16 protein-coding genes and 1 tRNA gene are annotated in these 14,074 nt (G+C 70.3%); 13 read left to right on the top strand and 4 right to left on the bottom strand.

What is annotated here, in order from left to right; all coding sequences use genetic code 11:
* The first annotated feature begins 34 nt into the window (after positions 1-34).
* The 6 genes from ACFYS8_RS31315 (at position 35) to ACFYS8_RS31290 (ending at position 3,439) form a co-directional block, all read left to right on the top strand.
* The gene (locus tag ACFYS8_RS31315) at positions 35-466 is read left to right on the top strand and encodes a Mov34/MPN/PAD-1 family protein (RefSeq protein WP_387647455.1); all 432 of its coding nucleotides are present in this window, start codon (positions 35-37) and stop codon (positions 464-466) included.
* A gap of 140 nt (positions 467-606) precedes the next feature.
* Complete coding sequence (locus tag ACFYS8_RS31310; RefSeq protein WP_387647453.1) at positions 607-720, top strand: putative leader peptide; 114 nt, start codon at positions 607-609, stop codon at positions 718-720.
* A 130-nt stretch (positions 721-850) separates the two neighbouring features.
* Positions 851-1,129, top strand: coding sequence for a MoaD/ThiS family protein (locus ACFYS8_RS31305; RefSeq protein WP_387647451.1), 279 nt, complete (start codon positions 851-853; stop codon positions 1,127-1,129).
* A complete protein-coding gene (locus ACFYS8_RS31300) occupies positions 1,129-2,097 on the top strand; it encodes a PLP-dependent cysteine synthase family protein (RefSeq protein ID WP_387647448.1) in 969 nt (322 codons plus the stop codon). The genes ACFYS8_RS31305 and ACFYS8_RS31300 overlap by 1 nt, the downstream gene beginning before the upstream one ends.
* 241 nt (positions 2,098-2,338) lie before the next feature.
* Positions 2,339-2,527, top strand: coding sequence for a MerR family DNA-binding transcriptional regulator (locus ACFYS8_RS31295; RefSeq protein WP_387647446.1), 189 nt, complete (start codon positions 2,339-2,341; stop codon positions 2,525-2,527).
* Between the two features lie 159 nt (positions 2,528-2,686).
* The gene (locus tag ACFYS8_RS31290; protein WP_387647444.1) at positions 2,687-3,439 is read left to right on the top strand and encodes an MBL fold metallo-hydrolase; all 753 of its coding nucleotides are present in this window, start codon (positions 2,687-2,689) and stop codon (positions 3,437-3,439) included.
* Here the strand turns inward: ACFYS8_RS31290 and ACFYS8_RS31285 are convergent.
* The gene (locus ACFYS8_RS31285; RefSeq protein WP_387647442.1) at positions 3,427-4,344 is read right to left on the bottom strand and encodes a branched-chain amino acid transaminase; all 918 of its coding nucleotides are present in this window, start codon (positions 4,342-4,344) and stop codon (positions 3,427-3,429) included. The genes ACFYS8_RS31290 and ACFYS8_RS31285 overlap by 13 nt on opposite strands.
* 141 nt (positions 4,345-4,485) lie before the next feature.
* On the opposite strand from ACFYS8_RS31285, the gene ACFYS8_RS31280 reads away from it, so the two are divergent.
* Positions 4,486-5,433, top strand: a complete 948-nt coding sequence (locus ACFYS8_RS31280; RefSeq protein ID WP_387647440.1) for a LuxR C-terminal-related transcriptional regulator — start codon at positions 4,486-4,488, stop codon at positions 5,431-5,433.
* Positions 5,434-5,546: 113 nt separating this feature from the next.
* On the opposite strand, the gene ACFYS8_RS31275 is transcribed toward ACFYS8_RS31280, so the two are convergent.
* Together ACFYS8_RS31275 and ACFYS8_RS31270 are read right to left on the bottom strand one after the other, a co-directional pair.
* Positions 5,547-6,791, bottom strand: coding sequence for a PTS transporter subunit EIIC (locus ACFYS8_RS31275; protein ID WP_387647437.1), 1,245 nt, complete (start codon positions 6,789-6,791; stop codon positions 5,547-5,549).
* 219 nt (positions 6,792-7,010) lie between these two features.
* Positions 7,011-8,303 (bottom strand): PTS transporter subunit EIIC, encoded by a 1,293-nt coding sequence (locus ACFYS8_RS31270; RefSeq protein WP_387647434.1) that lies wholly within the window; start codon positions 8,301-8,303, stop codon positions 7,011-7,013.
* Positions 8,304-8,667: 364 nt separating this feature from the next.
* Between ACFYS8_RS31270 and ACFYS8_RS31265 the strand changes: the two genes are divergently transcribed.
* From ACFYS8_RS31265 to rdgB, 4 genes are all read left to right on the top strand, one after another.
* The gene (locus tag ACFYS8_RS31265) at positions 8,668-8,901 is read left to right on the top strand and encodes a glucose PTS transporter subunit EIIB (RefSeq protein ID WP_014135942.1); all 234 of its coding nucleotides are present in this window, start codon (positions 8,668-8,670) and stop codon (positions 8,899-8,901) included.
* A 159-nt stretch (positions 8,902-9,060) separates the two neighbouring features.
* Positions 9,061-9,786 carry a ribonuclease PH gene (gene rph / locus ACFYS8_RS31260; RefSeq protein ID WP_387647432.1) on the top strand — a complete coding sequence of 242 codons (726 nt, stop codon included), beginning with the start codon at positions 9,061-9,063 and terminating at the stop codon, positions 9,784-9,786.
* Positions 9,787-9,888: 102 nt separating this feature from the next.
* Positions 9,889-10,317, top strand: a complete 429-nt coding sequence (locus ACFYS8_RS31255; RefSeq protein WP_387647430.1) for a hypothetical protein — start codon at positions 9,889-9,891, stop codon at positions 10,315-10,317.
* A gap of 27 nt (positions 10,318-10,344) precedes the next feature.
* Positions 10,345-10,950, top strand: a complete 606-nt coding sequence (gene rdgB, locus ACFYS8_RS31250; protein WP_387647428.1) for an RdgB/HAM1 family non-canonical purine NTP pyrophosphatase — start codon at positions 10,345-10,347, stop codon at positions 10,948-10,950.
* A gap of 62 nt (positions 10,951-11,012) precedes the next feature.
* Here rdgB and ACFYS8_RS31245 read toward each other — a convergent pair.
* Positions 11,013-11,096 (bottom strand) — tRNA-Leu (locus ACFYS8_RS31245).
* 104 nt (positions 11,097-11,200) lie between these two features.
* Between ACFYS8_RS31245 and ACFYS8_RS31240 the strand changes: the two genes are divergently transcribed.
* Together ACFYS8_RS31240 and ACFYS8_RS31235 are read left to right on the top strand one after the other, a co-directional pair.
* The gene (locus ACFYS8_RS31240; protein WP_387647424.1) at positions 11,201-11,494 is read left to right on the top strand and encodes a hypothetical protein; all 294 of its coding nucleotides are present in this window, start codon (positions 11,201-11,203) and stop codon (positions 11,492-11,494) included.
* 185 nt (positions 11,495-11,679) lie between these two features.
* Entirely contained in the window at positions 11,680-14,043 is a 2,364-nt protein-coding gene (locus ACFYS8_RS31235; protein ID WP_387647650.1) for a chitinase C-terminal domain-containing protein, read from the top strand.
* The last annotated feature ends 31 nt before the right edge of the window (positions 14,044-14,074 follow it).

Here is a 14,074-nt window from a genome sequence, read left to right as displayed (position 1 = left end):
GATCGGCCGGACAGGCCCTGGCTATCCTGGCCGCATGCTGACCATCACCCGAGAACTGCGCGACCGGATGGTCGCCCACGCCCGCGCCGACCACCCGGACGAGGCGTGCGGCGTGATCGCCGGACCGGCCGGCACCGGCCGGCCCGAGCGGTTCATCCCGATGCTCAACGCGGCCCGCTCGCCCACCTTCTACGAGTTCGACTCCGGCGACCTGCTGAAGCTCTACCGCGAGATGGACGACCTGGACGAGGAGCCGGTGGTGATCTACCACTCGCACACCGCCACCGAGGCCTACCCGTCCCGCACCGACGTGAGCTACGCCTCCGAGCCGTTCGCGCACTACGTGCTGGTCTCCACCGCCGAGGGCACCGGCGAGGACGACCCCTACCAGTTCCGCTCGTTCCGCATCGTGGACGGTGTGATCACGGAGGAAGACGTCGAGGTGGTCGAGGCCTACCAGGTCTGAGCCCCCGGGCCCGCCGACGGGTCCGCCCAGGCCGTGCGGCGCGCGGCCGGCGGGCCCGTTTTCTCATGGGGCGGGACGCTTGCGGCCGTATGGTGAGACAAGCATGTCAAAGCGGGGGCGGGAATCTATACGATGAGTCCATGCGTTCCGTCGATGTGAGCAATCAGGGCCCAGGCATCCGCCTCGTGGCGCGCCTGCACGTCGACCTGTGCCGACTGGCCAGCGCGATCTGTCCCGGCACCGCCGCGCGCTGACCGGCAGAGCCGCAGCAAGCCTCCTCCCGACTGCTTTCTCGACCTTTCCGCCCCGGCCGCCGTCGGGGCCCTTCCTCTGCCGCGCCCGCGACGGCCCGGCGACCCGAAACCACTCCACAGGAGCGCAGCCATGGCCATCGAGGTCCGCATCCCGACCATCCTCCGCACCTACACCGACGGCGCCAAGGCCGTCGACGGCAACGGCGACAACCTCGGAGAGCTGTTCACCGACCTCGACGCCCGCCACCCCGGCATCGCCGCCCGGCTGCTGGACGGCGGCGAGCTGCGCCGCTTCGTCAACGTCTACCTGAACGACGAGGACGTCCGCTTCCTGGACGGCGTCGCCACCAAGCTGGCCGACGGCGACAGCGTCACCATCCTCCCCGCGGTGGCCGGCGGTATGAAGTAATGCGTTACGACAGCCCGATCGAGGCCGTCGGCAACACCCCCCTGGTGCGGCTGCCGCGGCTGTCCGCGGCCGTGCCCGGCAATGACGACGGCCTGGTCACGCTGTGGGCCAAGCTGGAGGACCGCAACCCCACCGGCTCCATCAAGGACCGTCCGGCGCTGCACATGATCGAGCGTGCCGAGGCCGACGGGCGGCTCACGCCGGGCTGCACCATCCTGGAGCCGACCAGCGGCAACACCGGTATCTCGCTCGCCATGGCGGCCAAGCTCAAGGGCTACCGGATGGTCTGCGTGATGCCGGAGAACACCAGCGAGGAGCGCCGCGAGCTGCTGCGGATGTGGGGCGCGGAGATCATCCCCTCGCCGGCCGCCGGCGGCTCCAACACCGCGGTGCGGATCGCCAAGGAGATCGCCGCCGAGCACCCCGACTGGGTGATGCTCTACCAGTACGGCAACCCGGACAACGCCGGCGCGCACTACTACGGCACCGGCCCGGAGATCCTCGCCGACCTGCCCACCGTCACCCACTTCGTGGCGGGTCTCGGCACCACCGGCACCCTGATGGGCGTCGGCCGGTACCTGCGCGAGAAGGTCCCCGGCGTGCAGATCGTCGCCGCCGAGCCGCGCTACGACGACCTGGTGTACGGCCTGCGCAACCTCGACGAGGGCTTCGTCCCCGAGCTGTACGAGGCCGAGGTGCTCACCACCCGCTTCTCGGTCGGCTCCGCCGACGCGGTCGCCCGGACCCGTGAACTGCTCCAGCAGGAAGGCATCTTCGCGGGCGTGTCCACCGGCGCGATCCTGCACGCCGCGATCGGGGTGGCCCGCAAGGCGGCCCGGGCCGGCGAGCGGGCGGACGTGGTCTTCGTGGTCGCCGACGGCGGCTGGAAGTACCTGTCCACCGGCATCTACACCGCCGAGACCACCGAGGCGGCGGTCGAAGCTCTGCAGGGCCAGCTCTGGGCCTGACGGAACGCCAACTCGACGGCGCGGCACCCCGGCTGGGGGCCGCGCCGTCGGCGTTCGGATGGTTCTCATGGTCGGACGGTCGGATCATCGGCCTGCTGTGACATCCCGGTATTTGTCCGTTCCCGGTGACCGCTCTGTCACGGAACCGCGACCGCAGCCCGTCGCGCACCTGCCGGGCGCACTTGCCCAACAGGCTGACGGCTCACCGCTTGGTTCACCGTCACCGTGGAGGTGGGCATCCATGCCCGGCCGGAAGCTCTGGTCCTACGTCGAGATCGCCCGCCACATCGGCGTGCAGGCCGAGACCGTCCGCCACTACAAGCGCCACGGACTGCTCCCGCACCCCGACCGGCTGGACGCCGGCGGCCGCCCCCGCTGGTACCCGCAGACCATCCGGAACTGGGCCAGGACCCGCCCCGGGCGGCGCTGAAACGGCCCGCCCCGTCCTGGTGATTCCGCCCACAGCGCGGCACGGGAGAGGGAGCAAAGTGCCGCCCGGCCCTTACCCTCGACACTCAAGAAACCCGCTCCGCCCCCGGCGGCGCGGACGGCCGCGGACGATGGCGCGACGGGGCGGGAAGGGCTCGGCATGAAACTGACCGTAGTGGGGTGCTCGGGGAGCTTCCCGTCCGTGGACTCCCCGTGCTCCAGCTACCTGGTGGAGGCCGACGGCTACCGCCTGGTCGTCGACCTCGGCAACGGCGCCCTCGGCAACCTGCAGAAGTACACCGGTCTGTACGACGTCGACGCGGTGCTGCTCAGCCACCTGCACGCCGACCACTGCATCGACCTGTGCGCGTACTGGGTGGCCCGCAACTACCGGGTCGAGGGCTGCCCCGCCCTGCTGCCCGTCTACGGACCGACCGGCACCGCCGCGCGGCTGGCCCGCGCCTACGACATGCCGGAGAAGCCCGGCATGACCGAGGTCTTCGACTTCCGCGACCTCACCGACGGCGCCCGCCTGGAACTCGGCCCGCTCACCGTCACCGTGGCCCTCGTCAACCACCTGGACTCCGAGGCCTACGGCTTCCGGATCGAGCACGGCGGCCGCAGCGTGGTCTACTCCGGCGACACCGGCGTCTGCCCCGAACTGGTCGAACTCGCCCGCGGCGCCGACCTGTTCCTGTGCGAGGCGGCGTACACGCACGGCAAGGAGACCTTCGACTCCATCCACCTCAACGGCCGCCAGGCCGGCGAGCACGCCGCCCGGGCCGGCGCCCGGCGCCTGGTGCTCACCCACATCCCGCCGTGGACGGACGCCGAACGCAACCGCCGCGACGCCGCCGCTGTCTACCCCGGACCGGTCGACCTGGCCCGCGCCGGAGCCGTCTACGAACTGTGAACCGGCGTCAGCCAGTGCCGGTAGCGGGCGTCCTCCCCGTGCACCGCGGCCCGGTACGCCTGGGCCAGCTTCCTCGTCAACTCGCCCTCGTGCGAGGGTAGTTCACGGTTGTCCAGGGATCCGACCGGGACCACTCCGGCGGCCGTTCCGGACAGGAACACCTCGTCCGCCGCGTACAGGTCCGAGCGCAGCAGCGGCTCGATCCGGACCTCCGCCCCCAGATCGCGGGCCAGCGTCAGCACGGTGTCCTGGGTGATCCCCTCGAGCGCCCCCGCACTGGCCGGGGTGGTCCGCAGCACACCGCCGCGCACCACGAACACGTTCTCCGAACTGCACTCGCTGACCGTCCCGTCCGGGGCCAGCAGCAGCGCCTCGTCGAAGCCGGCGTCGGTCGCCTCCCGGCGGGCCAGCGCCGAGTTCAGGTACGGGCCGGTCGCCTTCGCCGCCGGCGGGACGGAGTTGGGGTCGGTGCGCCGCCAGCTGCTGGTCATAAGCCGCAGCCCGCGCCCGGCCGGCAGGTAGGCCGGCCACGCCCAGGACGCGATCGACACACTGGTGGGGGAGTGGCGCATGTCCAGCCCCATCGAGCCGTAGCCGAGGAACGCCAAATGCCGCAGGTAGCACTCGCGGTGGCCGTTCGCCGCCACGAGTGAGATGGTGGCGGCCTCCAATTCGCGGGTGGAGTAGGGGAGTTCCATGCGCAGCATGCGGGCGCTGCGGCCGAGGCGGGCCAGGTGCTCGGGCAGCCGGAACACCGCGGGGCCGGTGACGGTGTCGAACACCCGGGTGCCCTCCAGCACCCCGGTGCCGTAGTGCAGCGCATGGGTGAGCACATGGACGCGCGCCTGCTGCCAGGGCACCAGTGCGCCGTCGAACCAGATCACGGAAGACTCGTCGATCGCCATGCCGCCATCCTGGGCAGCCCGGCCCGCCCCGCGAAGAGCAACGGGCCCGCCGGATCAGGCCATGGCCGCCACCGGAGCACCCGTCTCGGATACTGAAATGACGGCGTCCGCCCTCCGGTCGCGGCCCTAGGCTCCGGAAGGGTGGAGACCAGCACCGCCCTGTACGCCCGACTGCTCGCCGACCCCGGCTGCCCGCTGGACTCCCTGCGCGCCGAACTCGACTGCGAGGAAGCGGAGTTCGCCAAGGCGCTGGACGACCTGCACGCGCTCGGGCTGCTCCGGTCGACCACCGCCACCGCGAACGGCGTGGCTGCCGTCTCCATCGACACCGCCGTGCGGGACCTGCTCACCGACTCCGACCACCGGCTCGCCGCGCTGCTCGGCGAGGCCCGCCGCACCCACGAACGGGTCGAGCACCTGCACCGCCACTACCTGCCGCTGCGCACCGCCGCCGCCCACGAACTCGTTCGCGGCCCCGACCGGATCGCCGCCCTGCTGGAGGACGCCGCCCGGGCCGCCCGCACCGAGGCGCTGTCGCTGCGGCCCGGGCAGGACCAGTCCGAGACCGGCCTCGCCGAGAAACTCGCCCGCGAACGGATCGCCCTCGCCCACCGGGTTGCGCTGCGCACCATCTACCCTGCTGCCGCGCTCCACCAGGCGGCCGTGCTCGCCCACGTCCAGGCGCTCACCGCCGCCGGCGCGAGCATCCGGGTCGCGCACAGCCTGCCGCTCTGGCTGATCGTGGTGGACTCCCACCTTGCCGTCCTGCCCGCCCCCGGCGAGACGCCCGTCAGTGCGGCGGTGGTGGTCCGGGACCCGGCGGTGGTCTCGGTGGTGCGGGAGCTCTTCGAGCACTTCTGGGCGGCGAGTTGGGTTCCGCCGGAGCTTCTGGGCCGTGCGGCACCGGGTGACCGGCACCGGGAGGTGCTGCGGCTGCTCGCCGCCGGGCTGACGGATCAGGCGATCGGGCGGAAGCTGGAGATCTCGGACCGGACGGTGCGGAGGCTGGTGGCGGATCTGACGGCTTCGTTGGGGGCGCAGTCGAGGTTCCAGGCGGGGGTGCACGCTACGAGGCTGGGGTGGATCTGAGGGGCGCTTCCGCGTGCAACTGGCTGTCGGGGGCGCGATCTTGCGGGCGTGCTCCTTCCGCTTCGCGCAGTTCCCCGCGCCCCTGCGGGGCGCGTCCTGCGGGGCGCGCGGTCCTATGTTTCCTCGAAGCCTTCTTCCTCGCGCCCAGGGGTTTTCAGGTCGAAGCGGAGGATGACGAATCGGAAGGCCGTGTAGTAGATCACCGCGATGACCAGGCCTATCGGGATGATCAGCCAAGGTCTGGTGGCGTAGCCCCAGTTGAGGACGTAGTCGATGACGCCGGCGGAGAAGGTGAAGCCGTGGTGGACGCCGAGGGCCCAGGTGGCGGCCATGGAGATGCCGGTGAGGAGGGCGTGGGCGACGTAGAGGGCGGGGGCGATGAAGACGAAGGCGAATTCGATGGGTTCGGTGATGCCGGTGGCGAAGGAGGTGAGGGCGAGCGAGATCATCATGCCGAGGACGGCTCGGCGGCGTTCGGGGCGGGCGCAGTGGGCGATGGCGAGGGCGGCGGCGGGCAGGCCGAACATCATGACGGGGAAGAAGCCGGACATGAACTGGCCCGCGTTGGGGTCGAGTTGGAAGAAGCGGGTCTGGTCGCCGTGGAAGGTGCGGTCGCCGACGGTGTAGTTGCCGGCCTGCTGCCAGAAGAAGGTGTTGGCGATCTGGTGCAGGCCGAACGGCAGGAGCGCCCGGTTGATCAGGCCGAAGACGCCGGCGCCGAGTGCGCCGAGGCCGATCACCCAGTTGCTGAACTCGTCGACGGCGGAGCCGATCGGGCCCCAGCAGAGGCCGAAGAAGACGCCGAGGCCGGTGCCGACGAAGGCCATCACGATGGGTACCAGTCGGCGGCCGTTGAAGAAGCCGAGCCAGTCGACCAGCCGGGTGCGGTGCAGGCGTTGCCAGAGCAGGGCGGAGAGCAGGCCGACGACGACTCCGCCGAGTACCCCGGGGTCCTGGTAGGTGGCCTCGATGTCCTTGCCGGGGAGCACCTGGTAGGCGGTTTTGGGGAAGGCGGTGAGCACCTGGTGGTACGTCAGGAAGCCGACCAGTGCGGCGAGTGCGGTGGAGCCGTCGGACTTCTTGGCGTAGCCGATCGCGATGCCGACGCAGAACAGCAGCGGCATCCAGTCGAAGACGGCGTGGCCGGACGCGGCGAAGACTTCGGCGACCTTGGTCCAGCCGAGGCCCTTGGGGCCGAACACGTCGTCCTGACCGAGTCGGAGCAGGATGCCGGCGGCGGGCAGGACGGCGATCGGGAGCTGGAGGCTGCGGCCGATCTTCTGGAGGGCGGGGAAGACCCGGGAGCGCAGGGCCCGTCCGCCCGGTGCCGCCTGCGAGTTCGGTGCGGTCGTACTCATAGCGGGCGGTTCCTCACGGCAGCGCGATCCTGGTCTAGACCACTGGTGGCCCGGTCCAGTTTCTAGCACGCGCCGAACACGCTCCGGAACCCTCCGAAGGTCGGCCCCCGTCAAGCGCTGCGGAATCGAAACCTGCCCGGCCCGCCGCCTCGGCCGCCGGACAACACGGCGCCCCCGGACGGAAATTGTCTCCCACCGGGGGCGCGCAGGGCGAATTCGTCAGGCCTTGGTCGGGTCCTCGATCTCGCCCTCCTCCTCGCGTCCTGGTGTTTTCAGGTCGAATTTGACGATGACGAACCGGAAGACGACGTAGTAGACCGCCGCGAAGCACAGGCCGATCGGGATGATCAGCCAGGGTTTGGTGGCCAGGTTCCAGTTGATCACGTAGTCGATGAGTCCGGCCGAGAAACTGAAGCCGTCATGGACGCCGAGCGCCCAGGTGATGGCCATCGAGGCGCCGGTGAGCAGGGCGTGGATGCCGAACAGCAGCGGGGCGACGTAGGCGAAGGAGTACTCGATGGGCTCGGTGACGCCGGTGACGAAGGAGGTCAGCGCGACCGAGGTCATCAGGCCGTAGATCTCCTTGCGGCGGTGCGGCTTCGCCGAGGCGGCGATGGCCATCGCGGCGGCGGGCAGCGCGAACATCATGATCGGGAAGAAACCGGAGAGGAACTGGCCGGCCGTCGGGTCACCCGCCAGGAAGCGGCCGATGTCGCCGGTGGCGGTCTTGCCGGTGTGCGGGTTGGTGAAGGTGCCGAACTGGAACCAGACGAAGGTGTTCAGCAGCTGGTGCATGCCGACCAGCAGCAGGGCGCGGTTGGCGACGCCGAAGATGCCGGAGCCGCCGGCGCCCAGGTCGGACAGCCACTTGGAGAAGTCCTCCAGCCCGGTGCCGATCGGCTGCCAGATCCACACCATCAGCGAGCCGAACAGCAGGCCGACCAGGGCGGTGATCATCGGGACCAGGCGGCGGCCGTTGAAGAAGCCCAGCCAGTCGACCAGCTTGACCCGGTGGTAGCGCACCCACAGCTTGGCCGAGAACAGACCCATCAGGATGCCGCCGAGCACGCCGGGGTTCTGGAAGTCCACCTTCACCACTGTCTTGGCCTCGAAGTCGACGCAGACCGTCTGCTCCAGCACCGAGGGGACCGGGCAGGCCTTCGGGAAGGCCCGCAGGACGGCGTAGTAGACCAGGAAGCCCGCCACCGCGGCGAGCGCGGTCGAGCCGTCCGCCTTCTTGGCCATGCCGATCGCCACACCGATGCAGAACAGCAGTGGCAGGCCGAGGGCCGGGTCGAGGAGCGCGCCACCGGCGGCGGCGATGGCCCTGGCGACCCGGTCCCAGCCGAGGCCGTCCTTGCCGAAGATGTCGTCCTGGCCGAGGCGGGTGAGGATGCCGGCGGCGGGCAGCACGGCGACCGGCAGCTGGAGGCTCCGGCCCATCTTCTGCAGGCCGCCGTAGAAGGTGTGCCACCAGGTGCTCTGATGAGCGGCGGCGCCTGTTGAACTCAATCGTCGGCCCTCCGTGCTTCGCGTGCCCGGTCCGTCCGTGGGAGGGCCAGGAACACCGGCGGATCGTCCGGCGTTGTCCGAGTACACCTATAATTGGTGTAGACCATTTATGGGGGCCGGAGGCGGTCCGCCGGGCCCATGGGCCCGGTGATCGTCATCTTCGGGCGACCCCCGAGCGGACCGCGCGCGGAGCTGGTCCGAACGTGGACCAACATGGCATATCGTCCGGAATCGGGTGATGCTGGTCGCGCCGTCGGAAGGCGCGGCAGACTGATCCCGAGTCACTTCCGGCCGGTACCACCGCACACGCAGTACGGCACCCGGCGACCGACCGCCGATGCGCCGAGACAGAGGGAGAAAGACCATGGCCAGCAAGGCTGAGAAGATCGTCGCCGGTCTCGGCGGAATCGAGAACATCGACGAGGTCGAAGGCTGCATCACCCGGCTGCGCACCGAGGTCCACGACGCCTCCAAGGTCGACGAGGCGGCCCTCAAGGCGGCCGGCGCCCACGGTGTGGTGAAGATGGGCACCGCCATCCAGGTCGTCATCGGCACCGACGCCGACCCGATCGCGGCCGAGATCGAAGACATGATGTGAGCCGAGGCCCCGCCGGCCCGCCCCCGGACTCCCGGGTGGCGGGCCGTCCCCGTCCAGGGACGGGACGGGGACGGAACGGGGACGAGGGTGGGGACGGGGCAGGGCAGGACGGGACGGGACGGGGACGGGCGGGGAGCCGGACGGGATACGCTCGTTCGCATGTCACGCATCGACGGCCGCACCCCCGACCAGCTCCGCCCCATCACCATCGAACGGGGCTGGAGCAAGCACGCCGAAGGATCCGTCCTGGTCTCCTACGGCGACACCAAGGTGCTGTGCACCGCCAGCGTCACCGAGGGCGTCCCGCGCTGGCGCAAGGGCAGCGGCGAAGGCTGGGTCACCGCCGAGTACGCCATGCTGCCGCGCGCCACCAACACCCGCGGCGACCGCGAGTCGGTGCGCGGCAAGATCGGCGGCCGCACCCACGAGATCAGCCGGCTGATCGGCCGCTCGCTGCGCGCCGTGGTCGACCACCGGGCGCTCGCCGAGAACACCTTCGTACTGGACTGCGACGTCCTCCAGGCCGACGGCGGCACCCGCACCGCCGCGATCACCGGCGCGTACGTGGCGCTGGTCGACGCGGTCTCCTGGGCCCGCGAGAAGAAGCTGCTGCGCGCCAAGGGACAGCCGATCACCGGCGGCGTCAGCGCGGTCAGCGTCGGCATCATCGACGGCGTCCCGATGCTCGACCTCCGCTACGAGGAGGACGTCCGGGCCGAGACCGACATGAACATCGTCTGCACCTCCGACGGGCGCTTCGTCGAGGTCCAGGGCACCGCCGAGGGCGCCCCGTTCGACCGCGACCTGCTCAACCAGCTGCTCGACCTGGGCAGCCTGGGCTGCGCCGAGCTGGACGAGATCCAGCGCAAGGCGCTCGAGCTGTAACGGCTTCCCCTGGGAACCGCGGTGGGCCGAACGGCCGTCAGAACCGAAGGGCAGGCCCGCGTGTGCTGTACAGGCACGCGGGCAGACCCTTAACGTTCCGCTGTGAGCCCGCACACCCTCCTGGAGGACTCGCCGATGCAGCAGCCACTCAGCATCAACCGCACCACCGCGCTGGCCGTCGCCGCGTTGGTGCTGATCCTGCCGCTGAGTGCGGTCAGCTGCTCCGCCGCGGAGAAGGCGGTGAGCTGCGCCAACACGGCCGTGCAGCTCTCCACCGACGTGGCGCAGCTCGGCTCCGCGTACAACAACGCGGACAAGGACCCGGCCGCCGCGGGGAAGGCCGTCCAGAAGATCAAGGGCGACCTGGACAAGATCGGCCGCAACTCCAGCGACGCCGACCTGGCCAAGGCCGTCGGCGACCTGCAGACCCAGGTCGACAAGGTGCAGAAGGCCATCGACGCCAACGAGACGCCCGACCTCGGCCCGCTCGGGGACGCCGCGGGGCGGATCAGCAAGGTGTGCACGGGCTGAGATCAGCGGGTGGTTAGGCTTGCGGGCATGACCACGCGCCTCGTTCTCGCCACCCGTAACCAGCACAAGGTCGCCGAGCTGCGCGACATCCTCGGCGCGGCCGGGCTGGATGTCGAACTGGTCGGCGCGGACGCCTTCCCCGAGGTGCCGGACGTGCCGGAGACCGGCGTGACCTTCGCCGAGAACGCCCTGCTGAAGGCGCACGCGCTGGCCCGCGCCACCGGACTCCCCGCGGTCGCCGACGACTCCGGGCTGTGCGTGGACGTGCTCGGCGGGGCGCCCGGCATCTTCTCCGCCCGCTGGGCCGGCCGGCACGGCGACGACAAGGCCAACCTGGACCTGCTGCTCGCCCAGCTCGGCGACATCGCGGCCGAGCACCGCGCCGCGTCCTTCGCCTGCGCCGCCGCGCTCGCGCTGCCCGACGGCACCGAGCGGGTCGTCGAGGGCCGGCTGCACGGCACGCTGCGCACCGAGCCGGCCGGCAGCGGCGGCTTCGGCTACGACCCGATCCTGCAGCCGCTCGGCGAGAGCCGGACCTGCGCCGAGTTGAGCGCCGAGGAGAAGAACGCGATCAGCCACCGCGGTCAGGCGTTCCGCTCGCTCGCCCCGGTGGTGGCCGAACTGCTCGGCTGAGACTCCGCGTTGACGCGCGAAGGGCCCGCCCGGAACGTTCCGGGCGGGCCCTTCGCCATGGGTGCGGCCTGAGGGACTCGAACCCTCACGAGATTTCTCTCACGGGCACCTAAAACCCGGGCGTCTGCCAATTCCGCCAAGACCGCAGGCAGCGACTTCCCCGTCATGCTACTTGTCCGTCACCTCGACGTGCACCACCCTTTCGGGCGGCGTCCGGTCCCCCCGCCGGGCGTGAATTTCGGAGCGACCCGTGCCGACCACCCGGAGCGCGTGGATCTACGACGGCACCAGCCTGTGGGTCGGCGATGCCTCGCGGGCCATCGCGGCGCGCGGCGCCTACGCCACCAGCAAGGGCCTGGGTGGCATATTCGCCTGCTCGCCGGAGGGCGACGGCCCGTCCGGGATGCTGGTCAACGCGATGGCCGCGAGTATGAAGTGGCGTCAACTCGCCCTGGAGAAGGCCGGATCGTCCGAGTGCGGACGGTTCGGCCTTTCTTGCCAAGTTGGTACAGACCTGTTGACGTGGATGGTCCAGACCTTTTAAGTTCGGCGGAACTTCCCCCACATGTGCATGCCCTCCCACAGGCATGCACGCGACACTCTCTCCCGGAGGACCGAGTGTTGATCCGACACACCACGGCGCAGCGTCCCACCGCTGCCGGCCGTCAGAAGAGCGGCCGCAAGGTGGCGTTCGCCGCCACCGCGGCGGCGGGACTCGCGGGCCTGCTGATGGGCACGCTCGGCGTCGCGCCGTCCGCCGCCGCCGTCGACAACCAGGCGTGCCGCCCCGACGGCATGTACACCACGCCCGGCGTCGACGTCCCCTACTGCAACGTCTACGACACCAGCGGCCGCGAGCAGATGGGCGCCGACCACCAGCGCCGCGTCATCGGCTACTTCACCGGCTGGCGCACCGGCAAGGACGGCACGCCCGCCTACCTGGTGAACAACATCCCCTGGGACAAGGTCACCCACCTCAACTACGCGTTCGCGCACGTCGCCGGTGACAACACCATCTCGGTGGGCACCGACAACGCGGACAACGCCTCCACCGGGATGACCTTCCCGGGCGTGGCCGGCGCGGAGATGGACCCGTCGCTGCCCTACAAGGGCCACTTCAACCTGCTCAGCAAGTACAAGAAGCAGTTCCCGAACGTCAAGACCATGGTCTCGGTGGGCGGTTGGGCCGAGACCGGCGGCTACTTCGACGACTCGGGCAAGCGGGTCAACTCCGGCGGCTTCTACTCGATGACCGTCAACGCGGACGGGTCGGTCAACCAGGCCGGCATCAACACCTTCGCGGACTCCGCCGTCAACTTCATCAAGAAGTACGGCTTCAACGGCGTCGACCTCGACTACGAGTACCCGACCTCGATGAAGGACGCGGGCAACCCGCTCGACTACTCCATCTCCAACGCCAAGCGCGCGTCCCTGATGAAGGGCTACGCGGCGCTGATGAAGACCATGCGCGAGAAGCTCGACCGGGCCTCCGCCGCCGACGGCAAGTACTACCTGCTGTCGGTCGCCGCCCCGTCCTCGGGCTACCTGCTGCGCGGCATGGAGACCTTCCAGGTCACCCAGTACCTGGACTACGTCAACATCATGTCGTACGACCTGCACGGCGCCTGGAACAAGTACGTCGGCCCGAACGCCGCGCTGTACGACGACGGCAAGGACGGCGAGCTCGCGGCCGCCAACGTGTACGGCACCTCGCAGTACGGCGGGATCGGCTACCTGAACGGTGACTGGGCCTACCACTACTTCCGCGGCGCGATGCCGGCCGGCCGGATCAACCTCGGCGTGCCGTACTACACCCGCGGCTTCCAGAACGTGCAGGGCGGCACCAACGGCCTGTGGGGCACCGCCTCCACCACCAACTGTCCGGCCGGCTCCGGCCTGACCACCTGTGGTGACGGCGCCGTCGGCATCGACAACATCTGGCACGACCTGGACGACAACGGCAAGGAGTCGCCGGCCGGCTCCAACCCGATGTGGCACGCCAAGAACCTGGAGAACGGCATCCTGCCGGACTACCTCTCCAAGTACGGCGTCAAGGACACCGCGCTGAACGGCAGCTACACCCGCAACTACAGCGCCTCGCTGGTCGCCCCGTGGCTGTGGAACGCCGACAAGAAGGTCTTCCTGTCCACCGAGGACGACCAGTCCATCGGTGTCAAGGCCGACTACCTGGTCAACCAGGGCGTCGGTGGCGCGATGATCTGGGAGCTCGCCGGCGACTACAAGTGGGACGCCACCGCCAATGGCGGCAAGGGCGAGTACGTCCAGGGCAACACCATGACCTCGCTGCTGTACGACAAGTTCAAGGCGGCCTCGGCGTACGGCGCGACCCGCTCCACCGTCGCGCTGCCGCAGCAGACCCTGCCGATCGACGTGTCGTTCACCAACTTCGCGCTGGGTGACAACAACTACCCGATCAACCCGAAGATCCACATCGTCAACAACTCGACCGTCACCCTGCCCGGCGGCACCGAGTTCCAGTTCGACTACTCGAACTCCGCGCCCAGCAACGCCGCCGACCAGTCCGGCTTCGGCTCCAAGGTCATCCGGGCCGACCACACCGGCAACAACACCGGCGGTCTGAAGGGCACCTACAACCGGGTCTCGCTGAAGCTGCCGACCTGGCAGTCGCTGGCGCCCGGCGCCTCGGTGGACGTCGCGTTCGTCTACTACCTGCCGGTCTCCACCCCCGCCAACTGGACCGTCAACGTCGGCGGCACCCTGTACGGCATCACCGGCGACTACACCCGCGGCGCCACCGCGGGCACCGGCTCGCCGTCGCCGAGCACCTCGGCCAGCGCCTCTGCGTCGGCCTCCGCCTCGCCCTCGCAGTCGGCCTCGCCGTCGGCGTCCGCGTCCGCGTCCGCGTCCGCCTCGGCTTCGCAGTCCGCGTCGCCGTCGGCGTCCGCCGGCAGCTGCTCGGCCGCGCCGAGCTGGAGCGCCGGGACCACCTACGCCGCCGTCACCAAGGTGTCGTGGAAGGGCCACTACTACCAGAACAAGTGGTGGACCGCGGGCGAGGACCCGTCGCTGAGCGGCGCCTGGGGCGTCTGGACGGACCTCGGGGCCTGCTGATCCCGGACCCATGAACGGCGGTGGCGGTCGA

Source organism: Kitasatospora sp. NPDC004615 (genome assembly GCF_042873545.1).
GTDB lineage: Bacteria > Actinomycetota > Actinomycetes > Streptomycetales > Streptomycetaceae > Kitasatospora.
This window is presented reverse-complemented; position numbering and strand designations above follow the sequence as displayed.

Bases quoted from the DNA above. Each gene is read 5' to 3' on its own strand.
- ACFYS8_RS31315 (WP_387647455.1), top strand. From the start codon at position 35: ATGCTGACCATCACCCGAGAACTGCGCGACCGGATGGTCGCCCACGCC.
- ACFYS8_RS31310 (WP_387647453.1), top strand. From the start codon at position 607: ATGCGTTCCGTCGATGTGAGCAATCAGGGCCCAGGCATCCGCCTCGTG.
- ACFYS8_RS31305 (WP_387647451.1), top strand. From the start codon at position 851: ATGGCCATCGAGGTCCGCATCCCGACCATCCTCCGCACCTACACCGAC.
- ACFYS8_RS31300 (WP_387647448.1), top strand. From the start codon at position 1,129: ATGCGTTACGACAGCCCGATCGAGGCCGTCGGCAACACCCCCCTGGTG.
- ACFYS8_RS31295 (WP_387647446.1), top strand. From the start codon at position 2,339: ATGCCCGGCCGGAAGCTCTGGTCCTACGTCGAGATCGCCCGCCACATC.
- ACFYS8_RS31290 (WP_387647444.1), top strand. From the start codon at position 2,687: ATGAAACTGACCGTAGTGGGGTGCTCGGGGAGCTTCCCGTCCGTGGAC.
- ACFYS8_RS31285 (WP_387647442.1), bottom strand. From the start codon at position 4,344: ATGGCGATCGACGAGTCTTCCGTGATCTGGTTCGACGGCGCACTGGTG.
- ACFYS8_RS31275 (WP_387647437.1), bottom strand. From the start codon at position 6,791: ATGAGTACGACCGCACCGAACTCGCAGGCGGCACCGGGCGGACGGGCC.
- ACFYS8_RS31265 (WP_014135942.1), top strand. From the start codon at position 8,668: ATGGCCAGCAAGGCTGAGAAGATCGTCGCCGGTCTCGGCGGAATCGAG.
- rph (WP_387647432.1), top strand. From the start codon at position 9,061: ATGTCACGCATCGACGGCCGCACCCCCGACCAGCTCCGCCCCATCACC.
- rdgB (WP_387647428.1), top strand. From the start codon at position 10,345: ATGACCACGCGCCTCGTTCTCGCCACCCGTAACCAGCACAAGGTCGCC.
- ACFYS8_RS31235 (WP_387647650.1), top strand. From the start codon at position 11,680: ATGGGCACGCTCGGCGTCGCGCCGTCCGCCGCCGCCGTCGACAACCAG.